Origin of the sequence: Reinekea marina, from assembly GCF_030409715.1 — a bacterium.
In the GTDB taxonomy this organism is placed as follows: domain Bacteria; phylum Pseudomonadota; class Gammaproteobacteria; order Pseudomonadales; family Natronospirillaceae; genus Reinekea; species Reinekea marina.
Genome location: NZ_JAUFQI010000001.1, coordinates 1,559,037 through 1,581,269, shown reverse-complemented (window position 1 = coordinate 1,581,269; position 22,233 = coordinate 1,559,037). Strand labels below are relative to the sequence as shown.

23 protein-coding genes are annotated in these 22,233 nt (G+C 44.7%); 5 read left to right on the top strand and 18 right to left on the bottom strand.

The window, feature by feature from the left end; genetic code table 11:
• Positions 1–323: 323 nt before the first annotated feature.
• Genes asd through leuC form a run of 4 tightly spaced genes read right to left on the bottom strand, consistent with a single transcriptional unit; the run spans position 324 to position 4,621 of the window.
• Positions 324–1,439, bottom strand: a complete 1,116-nt coding sequence (asd, locus tag QWZ13_RS08355; RefSeq protein ID WP_290281378.1) for an aspartate-semialdehyde dehydrogenase — start codon at positions 1,437–1,439, stop codon at positions 324–326.
• Positions 1,440–1,460: 21 nt separating this feature from the next.
• On the bottom strand, positions 1,461–2,534 hold the full coding sequence (leuB, locus tag QWZ13_RS08350) for a 3-isopropylmalate dehydrogenase (RefSeq protein WP_290281377.1): 1,074 nt from the start codon (positions 2,532–2,534) through the stop codon (positions 1,461–1,463).
• 10 nt (positions 2,535–2,544) lie between these two features.
• Positions 2,545–3,192, bottom strand: a complete 648-nt coding sequence (gene leuD / locus QWZ13_RS08345; RefSeq protein ID WP_290281376.1) for a 3-isopropylmalate dehydratase small subunit — start codon at positions 3,190–3,192, stop codon at positions 2,545–2,547.
• Between the two features lie 10 nt (positions 3,193–3,202).
• Positions 3,203–4,621 (bottom strand): 3-isopropylmalate dehydratase large subunit, encoded by a 1,419-nt coding sequence (gene leuC, locus QWZ13_RS08340; RefSeq protein WP_290283316.1) that lies wholly within the window; start codon positions 4,619–4,621, stop codon positions 3,203–3,205.
• 119 nt (positions 4,622–4,740) lie between these two features.
• Between leuC and QWZ13_RS08335 the strand changes: the two genes are divergently transcribed.
• Entirely contained in the window at positions 4,741–5,631 is an 891-nt protein-coding gene (locus QWZ13_RS08335) for a LysR family transcriptional regulator (protein WP_290281375.1), read from the top strand.
• On the opposite strand, the gene rrtA is transcribed toward QWZ13_RS08335, so the two are convergent.
• Complete coding sequence (gene rrtA / locus QWZ13_RS08330; protein WP_290281374.1) at positions 5,567–6,178, bottom strand: rhombosortase; 612 nt, start codon at positions 6,176–6,178, stop codon at positions 5,567–5,569. The genes QWZ13_RS08335 and rrtA overlap by 65 nt on opposite strands.
• A gap of 22 nt (positions 6,179–6,200) precedes the next feature.
• Between rrtA and QWZ13_RS08325 the strand changes: the two genes are divergently transcribed.
• From QWZ13_RS08325 to QWZ13_RS08315, 3 genes are all read left to right on the top strand, one after another.
• Positions 6,201–6,356, top strand: a complete 156-nt coding sequence (locus tag QWZ13_RS08325) for a hypothetical protein (protein ID WP_290281373.1) — start codon at positions 6,201–6,203, stop codon at positions 6,354–6,356.
• Positions 6,305–7,201, top strand: coding sequence for a recombination-associated protein RdgC (locus QWZ13_RS08320; protein ID WP_290281372.1), 897 nt, complete (start codon positions 6,305–6,307; stop codon positions 7,199–7,201). Before QWZ13_RS08325 ends, QWZ13_RS08320 begins: the two co-directional genes overlap by 52 nt.
• Positions 7,202–7,272: 71 nt before the next feature.
• Entirely contained in the window at positions 7,273–8,007 is a 735-nt protein-coding gene (locus QWZ13_RS08315; protein WP_290281371.1) for a hypothetical protein, read from the top strand.
• Positions 8,008–8,018: 11 nt separating this feature from the next.
• Here the strand turns inward: QWZ13_RS08315 and QWZ13_RS08310 are convergent, their stop codons facing one another.
• The 6 genes from QWZ13_RS08310 to QWZ13_RS08285 all read right to left on the bottom strand — a co-directional run bounded on the left by QWZ13_RS08310 (position 8,019) and on the right by QWZ13_RS08285 (position 11,036).
• Positions 8,019–8,552 carry a DUF3833 domain-containing protein gene (locus QWZ13_RS08310; protein WP_290281370.1) on the bottom strand — a complete coding sequence of 178 codons (534 nt, stop codon included), beginning with the start codon at positions 8,550–8,552 and terminating at the stop codon, positions 8,019–8,021.
• Positions 8,549–9,061: a chalcone isomerase family protein gene (locus tag QWZ13_RS08305; protein WP_290281369.1), complete on the bottom strand. Its 513-nt coding sequence runs from the start codon at positions 9,059–9,061 to the stop codon at positions 8,549–8,551. Before QWZ13_RS08305 ends, QWZ13_RS08310 begins: the two co-directional genes overlap by 4 nt.
• A gap of 22 nt (positions 9,062–9,083) precedes the next feature.
• Entirely contained in the window at positions 9,084–9,803 is a 720-nt protein-coding gene (locus tag QWZ13_RS08300; protein ID WP_290281368.1) for an SDR family NAD(P)-dependent oxidoreductase, read from the bottom strand.
• 86 nt (positions 9,804–9,889) lie between these two features.
• Positions 9,890–10,348, bottom strand: coding sequence for a DUF2489 domain-containing protein (locus QWZ13_RS08295; RefSeq protein WP_290281367.1), 459 nt, complete (start codon positions 10,346–10,348; stop codon positions 9,890–9,892).
• Complete coding sequence (locus tag QWZ13_RS08290) at positions 10,341–10,598, bottom strand: YheU family protein (protein ID WP_290281366.1); 258 nt, start codon at positions 10,596–10,598, stop codon at positions 10,341–10,343. The genes QWZ13_RS08295 and QWZ13_RS08290 overlap by 8 nt, the downstream gene beginning before the upstream one ends.
• A 3-nt stretch (positions 10,599–10,601) precedes the next feature.
• A complete protein-coding gene (locus QWZ13_RS08285; protein WP_215999396.1) occupies positions 10,602–11,036 on the bottom strand; it encodes a hypothetical protein in 435 nt (144 codons plus the stop codon).
• On the opposite strand from QWZ13_RS08285, the gene QWZ13_RS08280 reads away from it, so the two are divergent.
• Positions 11,028–11,177 carry a hypothetical protein gene (locus QWZ13_RS08280; protein ID WP_290281365.1) on the top strand — a complete coding sequence of 50 codons (150 nt, stop codon included), beginning with the start codon at positions 11,028–11,030 and terminating at the stop codon, positions 11,175–11,177. The genes QWZ13_RS08285 and QWZ13_RS08280 overlap by 9 nt on opposite strands.
• Here the strand turns inward: QWZ13_RS08280 and ligA are convergent.
• The 7 genes from ligA to QWZ13_RS08245 all read right to left on the bottom strand — a co-directional run bounded on the left by ligA (position 11,148) and on the right by QWZ13_RS08245 (position 22,228).
• Positions 11,148–13,172, bottom strand: a complete 2,025-nt coding sequence (gene ligA / locus QWZ13_RS08275) for an NAD-dependent DNA ligase LigA (RefSeq protein ID WP_290281364.1) — start codon at positions 13,170–13,172, stop codon at positions 11,148–11,150. The two genes, QWZ13_RS08280 and ligA, sit on opposite strands and share 30 nt — an antisense overlap.
• A gap of 13 nt (positions 13,173–13,185) precedes the next feature.
• The gene (zipA, locus tag QWZ13_RS08270; RefSeq protein ID WP_290281363.1) at positions 13,186–14,307 is read right to left on the bottom strand and encodes a cell division protein ZipA; all 1,122 of its coding nucleotides are present in this window, start codon (positions 14,305–14,307) and stop codon (positions 13,186–13,188) included.
• Between the two features lie 17 nt (positions 14,308–14,324).
• Positions 14,325–17,828, bottom strand: a complete 3,504-nt coding sequence (gene smc, locus QWZ13_RS08265) for a chromosome segregation protein SMC (protein ID WP_290283315.1) — start codon at positions 17,826–17,828, stop codon at positions 14,325–14,327.
• A gap of 252 nt (positions 17,829–18,080) precedes the next feature.
• Positions 18,081–19,292 carry a c-type cytochrome biogenesis protein CcmI gene (ccmI, locus tag QWZ13_RS08260; RefSeq protein WP_290281362.1) on the bottom strand — a complete coding sequence of 404 codons (1,212 nt, stop codon included), beginning with the start codon at positions 19,290–19,292 and terminating at the stop codon, positions 18,081–18,083.
• On the bottom strand, positions 19,293–19,763 hold the full coding sequence (locus QWZ13_RS08255; RefSeq protein WP_290281361.1) for a cytochrome c-type biogenesis protein: 471 nt from the start codon (positions 19,761–19,763) through the stop codon (positions 19,293–19,295).
• A complete protein-coding gene (locus tag QWZ13_RS08250; protein WP_290281360.1) occupies positions 19,747–20,277 on the bottom strand; it encodes a DsbE family thiol:disulfide interchange protein in 531 nt (176 codons plus the stop codon). Before QWZ13_RS08250 ends, QWZ13_RS08255 begins: the two co-directional genes overlap by 17 nt.
• Positions 20,270–22,228, bottom strand: a complete 1,959-nt coding sequence (locus QWZ13_RS08245) for a heme lyase CcmF/NrfE family subunit (RefSeq protein WP_290281359.1) — start codon at positions 22,226–22,228, stop codon at positions 20,270–20,272. The genes QWZ13_RS08250 and QWZ13_RS08245 overlap by 8 nt, the downstream gene beginning before the upstream one ends.
• Between the last annotated feature and the right edge of the window lie 5 nt (positions 22,229–22,233).

Below are 22,233 nucleotides of genomic sequence, written 5' to 3'. Positions count from 1 at the left end.
TGAAGAGGAATCTCTCTTTTGTAGAACTCCAGATTTATAAATGAGAACCAGTTCTCACTTATTGATCGTTCGTTCAAATGTATGCAAATAAAACGTAGAAAGAACATTCAAAACTACGCCTAAGTATTATGTATAAAAGGACTTTTAGCAATACAAGGGTTGGAACTCAAGTCTTATTTCTGAGCTTTTTTTGTGACAACCCATACAAAAAGACGACCAATTAAGGTCGTCTGATGAGACAAGTTTATGAAATACAAAGAAAAATCAGGAAAATAGTGCTTTGAATCAAGCACTTTTTCGTAATTTAAATTTATTTCAAATTTTTATAAATCTTTCTTTAAAATTGCCAACATTCTACGCAGTGGCTCAGCAGCACCCCAAAGTAATTGGTCACCGACCGTAAAGGCACCTAAGTACTGATCACCCATTGCTAGCTTTCTAACTCGCCCTACTGGAATGTTCATAGTACCGGTCACCGCGGCAGGAGAAAGGTCTCTCATGGTAACCTCTCGATCATTCGGCACCAACGAAGCCCATTGGTTCGCATTATCGATTATTGATTCAATACTCGATACCGAAATGTCTTTTTTCAACTTAATGGTCATAGCTTGAGAGTGGCAACGCATCGCCCCCACCCGAACACATAATCCATCGATTGGAATCGGTTGAGAAGTACCTAGTATTTTGTTGGCTTCTACCTGTGCTTTCCACTCTTCTTTACTTTGGCCATTGTCTACAGCCTTATCGATCCAAGGAATTAAACTGCCTGCCAAGGGCACGCCGAATTGATCGCTTGGGTATTCGTTAGAGCGAATATGATCTGCAACGGTTTTATCGAGTTCTAAAATCGCACTGGCTGGGTCATCCAAATACGGCTTAGATACCTGATGAATTGACCCCATTTGAGAAATCAATTCTCGCATGTGACGAGCACCCGAACCGGAAGCCGCTTGGTAGGTCATTGGGGAAACCCACTCCACTAAATCTTCAGCAAATAACCCGTGTAAGCCCATCAACATTAGGCTGACCGTGCAGTTGCCGCCTACAAATGTTTTACCACCAGCGTTTAAAGCATTGTCTATGTTAGCTCTATTAACTGGATCCAGAACAATGATGGATTCTTCCGCCATACGTAGTGTTGATGCCGCGTCGATCCAGTATCCGCTCCAGCCCGTTGCACGCAAAGACGAATATACGGCCGTGGTATAATCACCACCTTGACATGTCACGATCACATCACACTGTGAAAGTGCTTCGATATCATTCGCATCTTGCAAGGTAGAGGCACCCTGCCCTACATCTGGTGCTAGTTGCCCAGCTTGACTGGTCGTAAAAAATATTGGTGTTATTCCGTTAAAATCATTTTCTTCACGCATGCGCTGCATGAGAACAGAGCCCACCATGCCACGCCAACCTACAAAACCTACTGTTAAACTCATAATTAAACCTTTTTTTAAAATTTACAGTGCCGCAAGAACCGCATCACCCATGGCTTGAGTGGAGACAACCTGACATCCGTCAGATTTTATATCGGCCGTTCGTAAACCTTGATCAAGCACTGAACCTACTGCTTTTTCTATCGACATAGCGGCGTCGGGCGCATTGAGCGAGTAGCGTAACATCATTGCAACCGACAAAATGGTGGCCAGCGGGTTAGCCACGCTTTGCCCTGCTATATCAGGAGCAGAACCATGAATTGGTTCATACATTCCTTTGCCATTTTCATCTAAAGAAGCCGAAGGCAACATACCGATTGATCCCGTTAACATAGCCGCGCAATCAGACAAAATATCACCAAACATGTTACCGGTGACCATGACATCGAATTGCTTAGGCGCTTTTACTAACTGCATGGCGGCATTATCTACGTACATGTGGCTTAACTCTACATCGGGGTAGTCTTTACCGACTTCGGTTATAACTTCACGCCACAATACGGTTGCCTCTAAAACATTGGCCTTATCAACCGAGCACAGCTTTTTGCCGCGCTTTTGTGCCGCTTGAAACGCCTGATGTGCGATTCGGCGAATTTCTGACTCACTGTATACATAGGTATTAAATCCTTCGCGCTCGCCGGATTCAGTTTGGCGAATACCGCGCGGCTGACCAAAGTAAATACCCCCTGTCAATTCACGAACAATCAATAGATCTAGCCCAGACACAAGTTCGGGTTTTAACGAACTGGCATCGGCCAACTGGGGGTATAAAATTGCGGGCCGAAGGTTTGCAAATAAATTGAGTTGTGAACGAATCGCTAACAACCCTTTTTCAGGTCGAATGGCCATATCGAGTGCATCCCATTTAGGACCACCTACTGCGCCTAGCAAAATTGCGTCAGCCGATTTCGCCTTGGCTAACGTTTCATCTGGAAATGGTACGCCACTGTCATCGATAGCGCTGCCACCAATTAAACCATGGATCGTTTCAATTTGTAGGCCAAACTTATCGTTCACCGCATTTAATACGCGTTCAGCCTGCGCCACAATTTCTGGACCGATTCCATCGCCCGGTAAAATTAAAACATTTTTAGTCATGAGAACTCTCTTAATTAATATGCCCAAACACCCAAGGGGCTTGCTGTAATCGTTTCTTTTCAAACGTTTTAATGGCTTCGGCGTCTTGCAATGTTAGACCGATATCATCTAAACCATTTAACAAGCAATGCTTGCGAAATTCATTCACTTCAAAGGCAACCGATTGCCCTTGTGCATCGGTAATGGTTTGCTGCTCTAAATCTACAGTTAATGAAAAGCCTTCCGTTTTTGCCATTGCCTCAAACCAGACATCTAGTTGAGATTCCTCTACAACAATCGGTAAAACACCATTTTTGAAGCAGTTGTTATAAAAAATGTCAGCAAAACTACTGGCGATAACGACACGAAATCCATAATCCTCGAGCGCCCAAGGCGCATGCTCTCGGCTTGAACCGCAACCAAAATTTGCCCGACTTAATAATATACTGGCTCCTTTATAACGCGGTTGATTTAACGGGAAATCAGGGTTCAGTGGGCGACGGCTGTTATCCATTCCGGGCTGACCTTCGTCTAAATAACGCAGCTCATCAAATAAGTTGGGACCAAATCCACTGCGCTTAATCGACTTTAAAAACTGCTTTGGAATAATCATATCGGTATCGACGTTGGCTCTATCCATTGGTGCAACAACACCGGTCACTCGAGTTAATGCTTTCATAATCTACTCCTTATGCGTGACTTACGTCGACAAAATGGCCCGCAATGGCAGCCGCCGCGGCCATTGCAGGGCTAACCAAATGGGTTCTACCACCAAAACCTTGCCGGCCTTCAAAGTTTCTATTTGACGTTGAGGCACAATGTTCCCCCTGCCCCAGCTTATCGGCATTCATTGCCAAGCACATGGAGCAACCAGGTTCGCGCCATTCAAACCCTGCGGCTTGAAAAATTTCATGCAAACCTTCGGCTTCTGCCTGCTGCTTTACCAAACCGCTGCCAGGTACAACCAAGGCTTGCTTCAAACTGGCGGCCACTTGTTTGCCTTTTGCTACTTCAGCAGCCGCACGTAAATCTTCGATTCGGGAATTTGTACAAGAGCCAATAAAGACACGATCTAGCTTAATATCTGCAATCTTTTGAGACGGCGTTAAGCCCATGTAGGCGATTGCACGCTCAATAGCCGATTTTTCTTGCTCATTCGCCGCGTCAGACGGATTCGGCACCAGATCATTCACCCCAAGCACCATTTCTGGCGATGTACCCCAAGTCACTTGCGGTTCAATATCTTCAGCTCGCAATTCTATGTCTTGATCGAACTGCGCTCCGTCATCTGTAACTAAGTCTCGCCATGCGGTTTCGGCTTGATCCCAAACGTCACCTGTCGGTGCAAAAGGTCGCCCTTTAAAATAATCTATGGTGGTTTGATCCACTGCAACCATGCCAGCACGCGCGCCCGCTTCAATAGCCATATTGCACACAGTCATACGGCCTTCCATAGAAAGCGATGCTATGGCACTGCCTGCAAACTCAATGGCATAGCCTGTACCACCTGCGGTACCAATTTTACCGATGATGTACAACACAATATCCTTGGCTGTCACCCCAGGTTTAACCTGGCCTTCTACGCGCACCCGCATGTTTTTCATCTTTCTTTGTATCAAACATTGCGTGGCCAATACATGCTCAACTTCTGAGGTACCAATGCCAAAAGCCAACGCCCCCATCGCACCATGAGTAGAGGTATGGGAATCGCCACACACAATAGTCATGCCCGGTAATGTAGCTCCTTGCTCCGGGCCTACCACATGGACAATCCCTTGGTTAATATCGTCCATATTGAATTCACGAATGCCGAAGCTATTGCAGTTTTCATTCAATGTTTTTACTTGAATACGTGAAACTTCATCTGCAATTCCCTCTATACCTGACAAGCGCTCGTTTTTGGTTGTCGGGACATTATGATCTGGAGTTGCTAGATTGGTATCTAGGCGCCAAGGCTGACGACCTGCAATACGCAGGCCTTCAAAAGCCTGTGGAGAGGTCACTTCGTGTAAGAGTTGGCGATCTATATATATTAATGCTGTGCCATCTTCACGCTCAGTAACAAGATGAGCATCCCATAATTTATCGTAAAGCGTTTTCGCCATGATCTGAACGTCCTGTGCAAAGGGCCAATAACAAAGTAAATCTATAGTTGCGATTGTAATTATAGCGATCAATAATACAAATTTATTATTTTTATTAATTCCATTCCAAATAGGAATACATAATGGATTTACACAGTTTGGAAGCCTTTTTAGCCGTAGCGGAAACAGGCTCGTTTAGCCGTGCAGGTGAAAAGTTATTTTTAACTCAACCCGCCATATCTAAGCGCGTAAGCAATTTAGAGCAACAACTGGCTACCCCTCTGTTCGATCGAATTGGCCGTGATGTTTACTTAACCGAGGCCGGCAAACTGCTCCAAACTCGCGCAACGCGAATCGTAAATGATATAAAAGATGCCCAACAAACGGTTGTTCAGTTAAATGAAGACCATGTAACTGAGCTTTCTATGGCCAGCAGCCACCATATTGGGCTTCATTATTTAGGTCCAATTCTCAAGCAATTTGCCGCCGCACACCCCGATGCGCAGCTGGACGTTCATTTTCTTGAGTCTGAACAGGCTATCGATGCACTCTTAAAGCGAGACATTGAACTGGCGCTCACGACTATTCCTAGCCCGTTAAATAAAGCGTTAATTGGAAAAACTTTGTGGACAGATACATTGCATTTTGTTGTTGCCAAAGACCACCCATTAGCCCAGAGAAAGGGGAAATTGCGACTCAACCAACTGGCTTCTGTGCGCGCAATTTTACCAGATAAGCAAACAACAACATTTCAGATCATTGAGCAGACGTTTCAAAACCATCATATTCCTTTGAACCGAGTGTTGACGGTCAACTATTTAGAAACAATCAAGGAGCTGGTCACTCACGGTTTAGGTTGGAGCTTATTACCAACTAGCCTTATTGGGCACGATGAATTGTGTATCTTAAACATCGATAAGGTTGCGCTAAACCGTCAACTGGGGATCATTTACCACCGTAAACGGACGCCTAGCCGTGGTGTGCGGCATTTGATTGAAATCGCCGAAACAAACAGTATAAAGCCAACGTCATGACCCCACCTAACAGCCCCCATAGGTGCGATTCATAGGCGATATCGTGACCAACCCAAGTGGACACGGCGCTGTCTTTTAACCACGGCAGCGGGCTATTTTCAATGACTACTTTTGCCGAGATTAAGCCCAGCACGATAACCTTTAAAGTTGGCCGATAAAACGGTGACATCGCAATTGACCAAAACAACCAGCCGTAGAGAACCCCCGATAACCCTACGTAAGCAGCATAATCCGAGAACATTAAGCACAGACTGGCGAATATCCAAACGCCGGCAAAAGCTAAAAAGGTTTTGCGGCCTGGCTGGTTAGGTAAAACAATACCCATAATCACCAAACCCCATAGATTTAAGGCCCAGTGCGAGATATTGGCCTGTACAATCCATGCCGTAAAAGGACGCCAATACTCGCCTATGGCAAGCTTTTCAGCGTCATAATACAAAAGGTCAGACCATGAAAATAAGGTTGCGATCAGGCTGAAAAAGGCCAATGCCAAACACCAAATGACTTTGGTGGATCTAAAGTTTGCTAATGATATGGATGTTTGCATTACACCAATTCGCTTTTAGGGTGTGTTCAAAGAATGTCTAACAGTAACGGAGTTAGACAATATTAGGCAAGCAATCGAGATTCCAGTAAGATGCACCCACTTTATTTTAGGTTTGAGACATCCGTTATGTGGTTTAAAAATGTACAAGTTTATCGATTCACAGAATCAGTTAATTTAAATGCCGATCAGCTCGATGATGCCCTTGCGAGCAAGCCCTTTAACCCATTAAGCCAAATGCAAGAGTCCACATTTGGTTGGGTACCGCCCTATAAAGACAGTGAAATATATGCAGAGCCCATTGGTGGCCGACTGTTTTTTTGCGCGCAGATTCAAGAAAAAATACTACCTGCCAGCGTATTAAATGAACAATTAACGGATAAACTGGACGCCATCGAAGAAGCTGAAGGGCGTCGACCTGGCAAAAAGGAACGTGAGCAGTTAAAGGAAGATCTCAGAGCCGTCCTACTCCCTAAGGCATTTCATAAAACTAAAAGAATCAGCGCCTGGATAGATGTTAAACGAAAGTGGCTGGTTATTAATTCAGCGAGCGAAAAAACAGCCGACGATTTCACCGCGCAATTGCGAGAAGCATTAGGCACCTTACTGGTAACACCCTTAGGAAAAAACACCTCAGGCGCAGATTTGCTGACGGATTGGTTTTTAGACCTCGATAACCGCCCTAACGGAACCGAACTGGAAGCCGAATTAGAATTGGCCATGGCAGCCGATTCGACAGTCAAAGCTCGCTATAAGAACCTTGATCTAGAGGCACCTGAAATTAAGCATTCTTTAGACAGCGGAATGCGCATTATTCAAATGGCACTCGCATTCGAAGATCAGTTTCAATTTGTCATCAATGAGAAGTTCCAAATGAAGCGCCTTAAGTTTCAAGAGAAACTAGTCGAGCAAGCGGGGGATTCAGATGACCCAAGAACCGATGCGCTAATCATGTCAGACAGCATTTCTCAATGGCTACTTGAACTTGAAAAGCAGCTCAATGAAGGCGAACAAACTATTGTATAAACTCAATTTGATTTGGTAATGTGGGTGTTTAGGCTCCATACTGTTTGGATACAAGTTAGAGAGACGCTTTTTTGAAAACTTTTAATCTAAAATTATTATTAAATAATATGGCTCTGCCCTCAAACAAACGCATGAGCGCACTTTCAACGCTATTTTTTATAGCCGCTGTTGTTTGTATGCCTGCTCAGGCCGACGACGGTGACGTGATTGAAATTTTAGAGATTGATGGTGAAGTTTTAGAATTAGATGATCTTGATGATGTATCCGTACAATCCAAGTCAGATACTTCTGCCAATACCAATACGGGGATGGCTGTTCCAAACATGCCAGAGGCGGCTCTTCCTGATGTTTTTAAATTCAATACCGAAGAAATAGTGCCCACGGAACAAACGCCTCCAACAGATGACCCCGACACAGTGAAGGTGAATGTCATTGAAGTCACCGAACGATACTACCTACTGGAGTTCGATGCGGCCTCAAATGCCTATCTAAAATCTATCACACAAGAAGCTAATCCTGGTGATTTAATCGAGATAGAGGTGACTGCGACGAATAAGAGTGATGAGTCGGTCAAAGAAGTTGAAATGGTGAATACCCTCCCTACGGGCCCTGTTGAATTTTTAAAAGATTCGGTCACCTTAGATTCTGAACGAGGGTTTTACAGCATCTCCGTGACTGGCGAGACTTATTTTCCGCCAGATACTGAAATTGAAGCAAAAGACATACGCTATATTAAATGGCAGATCTTTTCTTTAGGTATTAATGACACCCTTCGACTCAGCTATCAAATTAAAATTAAAGAGTGACGCTATACTCGTTATAGTTTTTCTATAACGAGTGTTATTTCGCCAACAACAAAGCCAAATTTTTTCATCTCAGCCCGGTTAACGAGCCTTTTCTTATCGACCAGATACATCCAATCATTTAACTTGAAAGACCAAGTTTTTCCATCAATAGGCACATCAAGAGTATAACCCCACTGAAAAGCAAAGCCCTGCGTAGCCCCGATTGCATCGCTGGATACATCACTCGCGGTACCTGAATATACACCATTACCTTCTTTCACTAACCGCCAAACCCGTCGATCTGTCGTACCGTCTGCGTAATAAAAATCCTCTTCCAATAAGCCAACATTGCCCTCCCAGTTAGCCACCATATCGACGGTAAATCGCTTTTGAACCTTTCCAAACCTATTTTGAACAATGCCATAAGCAAACAGTTCGCCGTCAAAAAACTCTTCTAGTTTAATCTCTGGTGTTGTTGCTTCGTAGGCCGTTATTTTTGTAGCGCAAGAGGACACAAGGACCGCCAACACTAATATTACCCACATTAATCCTTGCTTCAGTTTCATTTTTTCAATCCTATTAATTTTGCTCTTAACTTTGGTTCGCGAGTGTCGGGGGAAAGCCAAATTGCTGAAAACGCCACGCCAAAACGCGTGTCCACGATGCGGCCGATTTCTTTTCCGTTATACACAAATACACTTTCGCCAGAATCTTGAATGGTTAATGTAAGCTGATCACCTTTACGTATATCGGGCCAAATGCGAGTTAATTGCTCTGACCAACTATCAAGCCAGATACCGCCCGTTCGAGCTACTTCGGAAGCACTAATCTCTACAAGCTTTTCTTGGGCTATATTGATTTTATAGACAATCTCTAAGTCGAGCGGCGCTTCCGGTAAATACTGCCCGGTTTCGGTGTAGAGACTTATATCGTATAGGTGAAAGCCAAACTTCTTCATTGCACCCTGCCCCACCACGAGTCTTTCTGAAGCGGCCAGAGCAACGGAGCTGAAAAATAAACTGGCTAAGATTAAAAAAGCAATGGCTATGCAATGGTTCGAGTTTAACTTTGGCATTATCACCTCGTAGCCGTTGGGCTCAGTTCATTCGGACAGCGATTCGATGCCAAACAGCGTTTGGCAATAGTGCTAATAGGCGCATTATGGCTTGGAAAACGAATGGAAAGTTGATGATCTTTTTTCGCTTGTGCAACCCTTGTCGAATCATCTCACTGGCACGTTGAACGCTGATCCGACCTGGCATTTTAAAAGTATTTTTATCCGTCAACGGAGTTTCAACAAAGCCTGGGCGCACTAAAGACACGTCGATTCCAAATTCAGCAAGATCAATGGCGAGTGTACGAGCTAAGTAATCTAAGGCGGCCTTAGAGGCTCCGTAGGCTTCGGAACGCGTTAACGGAAGAAAGGTAACTGTCGAGCTGACGATGGCTAAGTGACTGCCTCGCTGCAGCTTGGGAAGCACGGCCGACAAGCAATACCCTGTACCCAATACATTGGTATCGATTACGCGCTTAAACAGCTGAGCGTCAAATTTCTTTGCGTCGTCAATATATTCGCAAGTGCCCGCGTTTAAAATGACCAGATCTAAGCTGTCATAAGCGCTTAAAGCAGATTCTATCGACGCGCCGTCTTGAATATCAAACACAACAGCATCGATTCGGTTATCGTCTAAAGCGGTTTCGAGCTTTTGCTTATCTCGGCCACAGGCAATAACTTTATGGCCTTGATTTGCGTAGTCTTTAGCTAACTGCAAACCTATGCCTGAGCTAGCGCCAGTTATGAGTATTGTTTGTGTCATCTGTCTTACCTGATTGAGTTATATAACAACTAATACAACAATCAGCGCAAAACAGATTCATTTTGGCGTGATAATTTAGTGGCTTACTAAAATTTAGCGTCTTTTAATTGCTCAAAAGCCGGTGTGAGGCGGTCATGATAGTCATGTTCAATTTGCTCTCGTTGCAGATCTTGCTTCATTCTTTGGTTTGCTGGGAGCGCTTTGCGCGCGGCATGAGTATCAAACTCTTTTACTAATTGATACACCGTTTCAATGATTTGATATGGGGCCCTTTCTTGCTCGTTTAAGACCAATCCATCGAGTAACACTTTGCAGCGAATAACAGCCTCAGATGCATTCAGCTCACCCTTAAGAAACGTCGCTGATATTACATTTAAACTCTCAACTAAGTATTTTCTTTGCGCTTGCTCTTTATCGGCTCGCTCTTGAAGCACCCGCTTACGCTCCGCTTCAACCGCCCTCACCTTCAGGGTCATACGAATGGCCACTACAGAAAGTAAGGCAATTACCGCCAATGCGATTGAAATTAATATCCAATTAATCATAAATACCTTGATTCATTTGTTGCTCAGAAAAATAGAGATCGTAACGTGCTTTATCGAGAATATTAAGCGATTGGCCTTCTTCATCCCAAGTGATAAGCAACTCGTTTTCATTGAGTTTTTGAATAACGCGCTCGACCAATTGTTCATGGTTTTCCATGTCAAACGCCCAAGATTGCTCTTGACGAGACAACCAATCTTCAATCAATGCATTCAGTGTCTCAGGATTGAGTTTTTTTGGCGGAATGATCATATTTTAACGATTAACCTTAAATGCAACTTCTTGCTCCCACTCGCAACGTACGCTGAGCTCTTCACTGGGTGAATGATAACTTCCTGCACTTTCCCAGATAAAAGTATGCTTGCCTGAAAGTTCTGTTTCTAGGTGCACCGTCGCCGACACCCAATACATTTGCTTTAATAAGGCTTCAAACTTAGCCATCCACTCTTCCCAGTGATACTCAACGGCCTGATACGAAGCAGCAAAATGAATCACCTGAGTTTGATAGGTGCCTTGCTCTAAATCTTCCGAAGGTATCGAAAACATACTGCTGGTCATGTATGGAAAGCTATCGATTTCGTTTAGCTCTAAAATGGCATCACAATTGGTCAAACGACTGCGAATAAGCAATTGCTGATCGTTAGAGGGCACATCTTTAATTATGCCGTAGACAATTGTTTCTTGATCCATTGGTTGGGCCATAAAGTCGCCACTTCCCTTATTTTTTATTTTATACGCGCAGTATACTCGCTTTCATTAACGATCCCGTGCGCTGCTTCTCAGCTTTTTGATCCTACAAGGTTAGCTTTGCCACAAACCTTGTTCTGTTAGCCAAGTTAAAAATTGCTCTTCATCCATAATGGGAATATCAAGTTCTGTCGCTTTTTTAAGCTTACTTCCCGCTCCTGGACCTGCGACAACTTGAGTCGTTTTGGCGGAAACACTGCCCGCAACTTTTGCGCCCAATCGTATCAAATAATCTTTGGCCTCATCTCGACTCATAGCCGATATTTTACCCGTGACAACCCAAGTTTGCCCGTCTAAGAGAGCGCTTTCTTCTGAATCTTCTATGTCGTCCCAATGCACACCGAGAGCAATGAGTCGAGCGACTTCCATTCGGTTTTGCTCTTCGGCAAAGTAATTCACGACATGTGCCGCCACTTTCGGGCCAACATCGTCTAACTCAAGCAATTGTTCAGTGGTCGCCGACATGATGGCTTCAATGGTTTTGAAATTGGTTGCTAGGTTGCGTGCCGTCGTTTCCCCTACTTCGCGAATACCCAGAGCGAACAAAAACTTGGCCAGTGTAGTATTTTTACTGGCTTCGAGCGCGTTCAAGACATTTTGTGCAGATTTCTCACCCATTCGCTCTAAACTGCTTAATGTTTCAAGCGTAAGCTCGTATAAATCACTAGCGGCGTGTATTTTTTGGGTCGCTAACAAGGCGTCGATTAGTTTTTCGCCAAAACCATCGATGTCCATCGCCTTACGAGAGACAAAGTGTTTTAAGCCTTCACGTCGCTGAGCGCCACAAAACAATCCTCCGGTGCATCTTGCAACCGCCTCGCCCTCAACCCGCTCGATGGCTGAATCGCATATTGGGCATTCGGTCGGCAGATGAATAACGCTGGCATTGCTTGGTCGTTCGGCTAAAACGGCTTGTACCACTTGCGGAATAACATCTCCGGCGCGGCGAATAATGACTGTATCGCCAATTCGAACGTCTAAGCGTTCCACTTCATCCATATTATGCAAGGTCGCATTACTGACAGTAACACCGCCTACAAAAACGGGCTTCAACCGTGCAACGGGGGTTATAGCGCCTGTCCGCCCTACTTGAAACTCTACATCAATGAGCTGAGTCATTTCTTCTTGTGCTGGAAACTTACGTGCAATGGCCCAGCGTGGTGCTCGCGAAACAAAGCCTAGACGTTGTTGTAGGCTAAATTCATTTACCTTAAATACGATGCCGTCTATATCATAAGGCAGTGCGTTACGTTTCTGCTCTAATGACTCAAAGTACGCATTGATACCTGAGACACCACTGACCACGGCCATTTCGTCATTAATTTTAAGCCCCCAACGGCCAAATTGCGCCATCAACTCGGCTTGATTTGACGGTAGCTCTCCACCTTCAAAAAAACCCACAGAATAACAACACATTTCTAATGGTCGCTTTGCGGTTAATCTAGGATCGAGCTGCCTTAGGCTGCCTGAGGCCGCATTTCGAGGATTAACAAATGTTTTCTCCCCTTTTTGACGGGCAGCTTCATTCAATTGCTCAAAACCTTTTTTGGGCATGTAAATCTCACCGCGCACCTCTAAAACATCAGGAATGCGATCGCCTTTAAGTGCCAGTGGAATACTTCGAATGGTGCGTACATTTGCGGTGATATCTTCACCGGTTGTTCCATCTCCGCGCGTGGCACCCCGCACCAACTTTCCTTTCTCGTACAGTAAGCTAACCGCAATGCCATCTAATTTAGGTTCGCAAGCAAAATCAATGGATTCTGAAATATTCAAGCGGTCTTGCAAGCGCTTAACAAAACTGGCCATGTCATCATCATTAAAGGCGTTATCAAGCGATAACATGGGCACTTTGTGTGGAACTGATTTAAATGCAGATTCAGCTTGCCCAGCTACACGCTGGCTTGGCGAGCTCGGACTGACCCAATCAGGATTTTCAGATTCTATGTCACGTAGTTCCGCCATGTACCGATCGTACTGAGCATCGGGAACTGACGATTCGTTTTTAACATAGTATTCGTAATCGAGCTGAGTAATTTTATCGATCAATTCTTGATAATGTTGCTGTGATTTAGTCATATAACTCTCAATATCAAGATGGTATCAGTTGTTTTCGCGTAAAGGCGCGCAATTTTTCTCGATAGTACTCTACTACTTGAGGCGTGACACCGTTATGGTCTTCATCTAATAGCTCAGCCCCCAAGTGGCTTGCCATAAAACGAGCCATCTCAATCATGTGTTCAAAAGATTCCATCGCATCTGCGGTACACGGCAATTGCAAAAATAATGTAACCCCTGGCGTATTAACATCGGCCATCGCATCTGGGTTAAATGTGCCAGGCTGTACACAATTTGCCAAAGAGAACTCAGTCTTGCCATTAGGATTTCGGTAATGAAAAATATCCATTGGACCATGGCGTAACCCAGAATGAACCAGTAGCTCTAACAGGGCCTGCCCATTAATCTCCCCACCGTCTTTTGCCATCACATGGACAACAATGAGGTCTTCTACGGGCATCGGTGGCTCCGGCTCAGGTTCTTGCGCTTGGATTGATTCGTCTTCAGTTGTATCTTCAGAATCAATTAAACTCGCAGGTTCTACGTCGGCTTTAGAAATTGATTCTTGCTCAACTGGAATCTCTTCAACTTTGGGCTCAGTTACATGGTCTACAAGTTGATCTTCTTGGGTGGCCGAGAATGACAAATCGTCTTTTTCTTGCCCAACGTCTATGGCATCTTCTGAAGTATCCGTCTGTTCTACTGAGCGCTGATTGTCGACATCTGGGTCTGCTTCAACTTGGTCTTTTTCGGCCTGGTCTATCGAAAAATCAAGTTCAGACTGAACCGCGCTTTCAACTTCTTCTTTTTCAGTAGTCTCCGCTTCACTTTCTAGGCGCTCGGCATCAGACTCTTCGCCTTCAACAACCACGCGCTCCATTAACATGGGCACGCGCTCTCGCAAATTTAATTTAAACTTACTGCTAATTTCTTGCTTTTCTTCTTCGGTCATTTCGCGCGTTCGAGCGCCACCATTAGGTAACTCGCGCGCAATCTGCGCTTTTTTAGCGGCTTCATCTGGGTCTACCCAATCTTCAGCTGGCTCAACTCTCGCTTTGGGCTTTTTAGGCTTCATTTTCATGCGCCGGAAGCCATCCCAAAGAATAACGATAATCGCAACCAATCCAAATACAATGATAATTTCGCGAAATTCCATTCTAACGCCCTTGTATATTACATCGCCGCCAATTCGGCTGCTTCTTCCACATTTACGGTAACTAAGCGAGAAACACCTGGCTCGTTCATGGTAACCCCCATCAATTGATGCGCCATTTCCATCGCACCTTTATTGTGGGTTATATAAATAAATTGTACATGCTCAGACATCGCTTCGACCAGTTTGGCGTAACGACCTACGTTGGCGTCATCCAATGGTGCATCAACTTCATCTAGCATACAAAATGGTGCTGGATTCAATCTAAAAATTGAAAACACTAATGCAATCGCGGTTAGGGCTTTTTCACCACCGGACAACAAATGAATTGTACTGTTCTTTTTACCCGGCGGCCGAGCCATAATTGATACGCCGGTATCTAATAGCTCTTCACTGGTTAATTCTAAATAAGCATGGCCACCGCCAAATACTTTTGGAAACAGCTCTTGCAAGCCAGAATTCACTCGATCAAAGGTTTCTTTAAACCGAGTCCGGGTTTCTTTATCAATTTTACGAATCGCGTTATCGAGTACTTCGAGTGCCCGTTCAAGGTCTTCATTTTGTTCATCAAGATATCGCTTTCTTTCTGATTGCGTCTGATATTCTTCGATGGCCGCTAAGTTGATCGGCCCTAACCTTTGAATACGAGCGGCTAGGCGCTCTAACGACTCTGTCCATTGCTCTTCATTTGCATCTTCTGGCAAATTGGCTAAAACGGTTTCCAAGTCGAACTGCTGTTCTGCAAGCTGCTCTTGAAGTGTTGACCGCCGCGTCATAACCGATTGAGCCGCCATTCGGTTTTGTTCAAGGTCACTTCGGGTAGCGGTTGCATTTTGTTCAAGGGCTAATCGCTCTTTTTCGAACTCGCGCATTTTTACGTCAGCGGCTTCCACTAAGGTACGCTTTTCGGCCAATGTTTCTTCTAAAATCATGCGCCGCTCAAGTCGATCTTCGAGCTCTAGTTTCACATCATCGGAGGGTTCTTCGCGTTCGCCTAATTTTTCTTTCAATTTTTCTAACCGCTCAGTGGCTCTTTGCTTTTGAGCTTGAGCTCGTTCAAATGCGGTTTGGAAAGAATCGACTTCTGCCTGCAATTGTTGGCGCTTTAATTGAAGCTGATGTTGCTGATCTCTAAGTACTCGAACTTGATCGCGCATTTCATCAATGGTAATGCGCATTTCCTCTCTTTCAGCGAGCAAACCTTCGCGCTCATCAACATCTTCTTCCATCGCATCTAACGATTCTTGTAACTCTTCGCGGCTAAAGGCAAGAGTTTCACGCTCTTCGGCCATCAAAGCTTCCACTTCTTGAATGTCGTGCTCTAAACGAGACCGACGTTCTTTAAGCTTTTCAGCCTCAACCTTTTTGCCGCTAAGCTCAGCATTTACTTGAGCCAATTGACGAGCAAGCTGCTGATTTTCAACTTGCAGTTGTTCACGCTCTTCTTCAATGGATTTTAGCTGTAATTGAGCCGACTCCATACTGACCGCTAAATCTTCTTCGGTTACTTCAAGTTCGTCGATTTCTTCGGCTAACGACTCGAGCTCATGTTGCAAACTTAAGATGCCTTGCGCGCTGTCTTCTCCACGTCGCAATCGAACCCAGTTCGCCCCAACCCACACTCCGTCTTTTGTAATGCAGCTTTCGCCTGGCTTCAATGTGCCTCTAAGCGCGAGCGCTTCTACTAATGTTTCAACCGTTTTAACGGGGGCTAACCAACTCTGTAACGCGGTTGAACTGGACACTTTGGCGAGTAAGGTCCCACTTACATCACCTTGGAACGATTCAGCTTGGGCTGATACCAATGTCATAGCACCGTCTTTAAATCGCTCTAACGGTTCCAACATAGTTTCAATGCTTTCTACAGAGATCGCCTGCAATGAATCGCCTAAAACGGTTTCAACCGCAGACTCCCAGCCAGCTTCAACTTGAATGTCATCGGCTAATCGCTTGGCCTCTCTCATTTGATGACTGGCCAACCAATTCTGAACCCCTTCCGATTCATCGCCTTTTGAGGCCTTAATTAACGCTTTCACTGTGGCTTGGCGGGCTAATTTCTGTTGTAACGAATGCCGTGCGGTTTCTAATCCTGAACGTTTTTGCTCCACCAATTCTCGGTGGTTTTGAAAACGTTCCGATAACTGTTCTAAGCGCTGATCAAATTCTTCACCTTTCATTTCTAAGGTGTCACTTTGCTCCATGAGCATGGCTAAATTTTCAGCTTCGGGATTATCGGCAATTTCGCGAAGTTCGGCATGCAACGTTTCTTGCCGTTGGTGGTGCTGCTCGATCACTTTTTCTAAATGCTGAATGCGAGACTGAGCCACTTCTGCTTGACGTTTTGGACCTTGGGCATTTTGGTTAAAGGCGTCCCATTTACTCTGCCAGCCACGTTGACGTTCTTCTAAACCTTCGAGCTTCTCAGCAGCCATTTCAACCTTTTCACTGGCGGCTTCTATTTCTGGCTCTAGCATTTCCAGCGTTTCACGCTTTTCTTCAACACGGTCGGTATCGGTTTCAGCTTCGTTGATGGCCTCTTGTAATTGGCGCTCAGCTTCTTGAATGTCTTGTAGAATTTGAGCACTTTGCTCTTGCTGATGTTGCATCGATTGTTCAAAGCGAGCGATTTCATTACCTAACTGATAAAACTGCTCTTGAACGCGATTGAACGCGTCGGTTGATTCATGATGCTGCTGGCGTAATGTTTCTAATTCAGCGTCAATGAAACGCTGTTGCGCAACAAAACCCTCATATTTGGTCTCTAACTCAGCGATGGTGAGTTCTTGCGCGGCTACTTCGCTATTTAAACGCTGCCACTTTAATGCTGAGAGCTGAGCTTTTGTTTGCCGTTCTTCGGCCTTATAAGTCTTATACTTTTCTGCAGATTGAGCTTGGCGGTGCAGATGAGCCAATTGACGCTCTAACTCTTCTCGTAAATCAGTTAACCGCTCTAGGTTTTCACGTGTACGGCGCATTCGATTTTCGGTTTCTCGACGCCTTTCTTTATAACGTGAAATGCCCGCAGCTTCCTCAATATAAACACGCAGCTCTTCTGGCTTTGATTCAATAAGCCTAGAGATCATACCCTGTTCGATAATGGCGTAACTGCGCGGACCTAACCCTGTGCCTAAGAAAATATCGGTAACATCTTTACGGCGACATTTTGTGCCGTTCAAATAATAGCTGGAATCGCCATCTCGAGTTACTTTTCGGCGTATAGATATTTCGTTGTACGCTGCAAACTCACCTCTTAAGGTGTGATCTGAATTATCGAACACCAATTCAACGCTGGCTTGGCTGATAGGTTTACGTGAGTTACTGCCATTAAAAATTACGTCTGTTTTAGACTCGCCCCGAAGATGCTTGGCGTTTGATTCGCCCATAACCCACCGTACGGCATCAATGGTATTTGACTTACCACAGCCGTTGGGACCGACAATTGCTGATAAATTGGTCGGAAAGGGTATTTTAGTGGGGTCAACAAAAGATTTAAAACCCGCTAATTTAATGCTTTTCAAACGCATAGTGACCGTTCTTAGATTTTCGTAATTAGCTTTGATTCTATCGTCATTCAGGCTCGGGTGAAACACCTAAACCAAAGCAATTTTCCTTATAAATTCAACAACTTAATCACAATTTACAAAAAAACTGAGCGAGCAGCCAAAAAACGATCCATTTGAAGTGGCAAAATCAGAGCAAGAATTAGTTCAGCCATAAGCAAGAAAGGGTCGCTCCTACATTAGCAGCGACCCTTTCTAATAAATCAACCGATCGCCTTAAGGTAAGCGCACATCGATATCAACACTGATTTCTTTGCTGTTCAACTCAACAATACGAACATCGCCTGGCCAGTCGCCTGGCGAGGTATTGGCTGTACCGTTCATGGAAACACGCGCCGTAATTTCAACTTGCTCGTAATTGGTTAACACACCCGCTGGGCCCATAGCATCTGCGTCGCTTAAGATCGTTACCATTGACTGGTCGGTCACTCGCACGCGCTTCGCTGCTATTGGCATTCTTTGGCCAATCGGGCGAGCGTAAATAAACAAGCTGGCCTGCTCAGGCAAGCCTTCCCAAGCAGCTGGAAGCTCAATTTTCACAAATATTCGAAGAGGTTGCTCAGCTTCATAATCAATTCCCATGTCGGCCAATGCCGCTTTTGCCTGATCAATATAACTATCGATCACGACGGCATTTTCTGGGTTTAGGTTTTGTAACTTTAACGTAGTCCAATGATCGATCGCTTCTTTGTAGTCGCCAAGTTCAAAACGAATTCTTCCGGCCATACCCAGAGCCATGGTATTCACCGCGGAATACTCTAGAGCTTCCTCAAACGAGGCGAGCGCAGCTTCGGGTCGGTTTAACGAAAGATAGGTTTGGCCCAAGTAAGCCAAAATTGCCGCCTCGTCTTCAGCATTTCTTTCAACGGCCCTTAATTGTGTTAATACGTTATTAAAGGAAATTAAAGCATGCTCAAAACTGCCCATATCCAACTGCATGCGCGCTAAGCGAAACCAACCTTCAATGTTTTCAGGTTCTTTTTCGAGAAGCTTTTGATAACTCTGAAGCGTATTGGTCACGGATGCTTCATCTAACTGAGTTTGACCCGCCAGCTGTCGAAATTGAGTGCGGACATCGACCGCATCTGAAGCACCTACACTTTGATAGAGCCAAAACGCCGTTGCAAAAACTATTAAGGACAATGACTGCACCCACAACCAAGGAAGTTTCTCGGTTGTTTTCAGCGTGCTTCGTTGCTTTTCTGTGTCCGCTAAAATCGATTTCTCAACTTCCAATCTAAGACTGTCGAATTCTGATTGAGAAATGCTGTTCGCCTCGAATTGCTGCTGAAGTGCGGCTAAGCGATCTTTGTGAATTACCATGGCCGCTTCAACAGAGTCTACTTCAGTTTGGGAACCACTTTGGTGCCTAACGGCAAAGAGCATGAAGATCGCTATGGGGATCAACCAAATACTCAGGATTAGCATTTACTGCTCCTCTAATAATTTTTTCAAGCGCTCGTTATCTTCTTCTGAAATTTGTTCGGGTTCGGCTTTGTTCGAATTAGCCACTAAATAACGAACCACCAAGAAACCAGAGATCAACAACCCAAAAGGCAGCACCCATAGCCAAACGGTTAAAAAAGACATTTGCGGTTTGTAGATTACAAATTCAGTGTAGCGATCGACCATATAATCGATGATCTCTTGATCGGTATAACCCTGATGCAGCATTTCGTAGGTTTTTTGCCGAATATCTTCTGAAATCGGCGCATTGGAATCAGCAACATTTTGGTTCAGACATTTCGGGCAACGCAACTGAAAAGTTAACTCGGTGTAACGCTCTCTTAGTGACTCATTATCGAAGGGAAGGAGCTCACCGGCTGCAAATATCGACATTGCAACAAACAAGCCACTGAGTAAACCTAAAAATGTACGCACGCTATACCATTTCATCATAGATGACCTTTAACTTATCTTGCCAAAGTTTATCATTTATGGGGCCTTGGAAACGATGAACGATCTCCCCGGCTGAATTCACAAAAAACGTTTCCGGTGCTCCCGTAACGCCAAGATCAAAACCGAGATCACCATTAGGATCGTACAAATCCACAACATAAGGGTCGGCGTAATCCGCTAGCCATTTCAAAGCTAACTCACGATCATCTTTGTAATTAATACCAACAATTTTCACACCAGAGGCGGCCAAACTGTTTAAAAAGGGGTGCTCATATTTACACGAAGTACACCAGGTCGCCCAAACGTTCACTAACATCGGCTCGCCAATAACATCCTGCCGACTCAAAAATTCGGCTTCATTATTAACATCGGTGAGTTTAAAACTGGGGAATTCTTTTCCAGTTAAGGCCGAGGGTACATTTTTAGGGTCAACGCCCGTCATTAAGGCGTAACCAAATAATGAAAATAACAATGCCACTAATACTAAGGGCACAATAATCAATGCTTTAGGCATGACTCTTCCTCTTTGAAATACTGCGATATCGCTTATCCGTGATACTTAAAATAGCGCCCAACGCCATTAACAAGGCACCGATCCAAAGCCAACGAACAAATGGCTTAACTTGCAGTCTGATAGACCAAGTTTGACGCTCTTCATCTAATGGCTCCGCTAACGAGGCATATAAATCTCGAGTTAAATTCCCAGAGATGCCGGCCTCAGTCATTACATTGGAAGCAACTTGATAAAACCGTTTCTCAGGGTTCAGGACCGTCACAAATTGATCGTTTTTAAATACATTGATCACCGCATGATCGGTGATGTAGTTCGGTCCATTGAGATGTTCAATTTCCTGTAATTCAAAACGGTAATTATTCATGGTGACGCTTTCACCCGCGCTCATTCTAAAATCACGTTCTATGTCGTAATTCGACACTAACACGACTCCCGTTGCGCAAACAATTAAGCCAAGGTGTGCTGTCCACATTCCCCAAAAGCCAACACCGGCACGACGTAAAGTTTTGAAAGGCGTTGAACTATTTTTAGTACGCTCCAATAACATGCGAATAAGCCCGGCAGCTGTCCAAAATACCAATGCTAGCCCTAACCATACTTGCCAATGGAACTTTCCTGTGAGCGCAATGGGCAGTAACAGCGCGATACCGATAGCAGCGGGAATGGCTACAACAAAAAAAGACTTCCAAGTTTTAAGGTTATTTTGCTTCCAACGCAACAGCTGACCAATACCCAGCAAACTCAACAATATAACCATCAACAAATTAAAAATGAGATTAAAAAACGGGGCACCAACAGACATTTTCCGCAGCGAGAACGCATCGGCAATCAACGGTAAAAGTGTTCCGAATAAAACCGCAAACGTGATCACGACCAGAATAATGTTATTCATTAATAAAAAGGACTCACGAGAGACTCCCTTAAATTGCCCGACTGATTTTATCTTCGAAACATTGAGCGCGTAGAGCACCAAGCTGCCACCAATGGTCAGCATTAAAATCGCTAATATAAAAATTCCTCGCTCAGGATCAGAGGCGAAGGCATGCACACTGGTCAGTACACCAGAGCGAACTAAAAATGTACCTAAAAGACTGAAAGAAAAGGCCATAATTGCCAGCAGCAGTGACCAGCCTTTAAACAGACCGCGCTTTTCAGTAACGGCCTGGGAGTGAATAAGTGCCGTGCCAATTAACCATGGCATAAATGAGGCATTTTCAACAGGGTCCCAGAACCACCAGCCACCCCAACCTAATTCATAATAAGCCCACCAGCTGCCAAGAGCGATTCCAACGGTTAAAAAAGCCCACGCAACATTGGTCCAAGGGCGCGACCACTGCACCCAGCCGGCATCAAAACGTCCTGTCAACAACGCCGCCACTGCGAATGCAAAGGCAACTGAGAACCCCACATACCCCATGTAAAGCATAGGAGGGTGCAAAATTAAGCCAATGTCTTGCAGCAACGGGTTTAAGTCGGTGCCATCGGTTGGCGGGATTGGCAATAGCCGATCAAATGGGTTTGAAGTAAATATAAGAAAGGCTAAAAAACAGAAGGCAATAATGCCAAGCACCGCTAAAACGGAACTTTTTAACTCCAACGTTAAAGAACGAGCAAAGACACTAACCGCGCACGCCCACGCACTGAGTAACAAGATCCAAAGGGCCATGGAGCCTTCGTGATTGCCCCAAGTGGCTGAAAATTTGTAGTACCACGGTAAGGCGGAATTAGAGTTTTGACTCACAATAGTCACGGAGAAATCGTCGAGCACAAACGCACGCACTAAAATCGCAAAGGCGACTACGAGAAAAAAGAACACACCCCATGTTAAAGGAGATGCCATACGCATTAATCCAGCACTGCCTGTTTTTAGCCCGTATAAAGGGAAGACTGCCAACAGCAATGATAAGCACATGGCTAGGATCAGTGAGAATAATCCAAATTCAGGTAACATCTAGG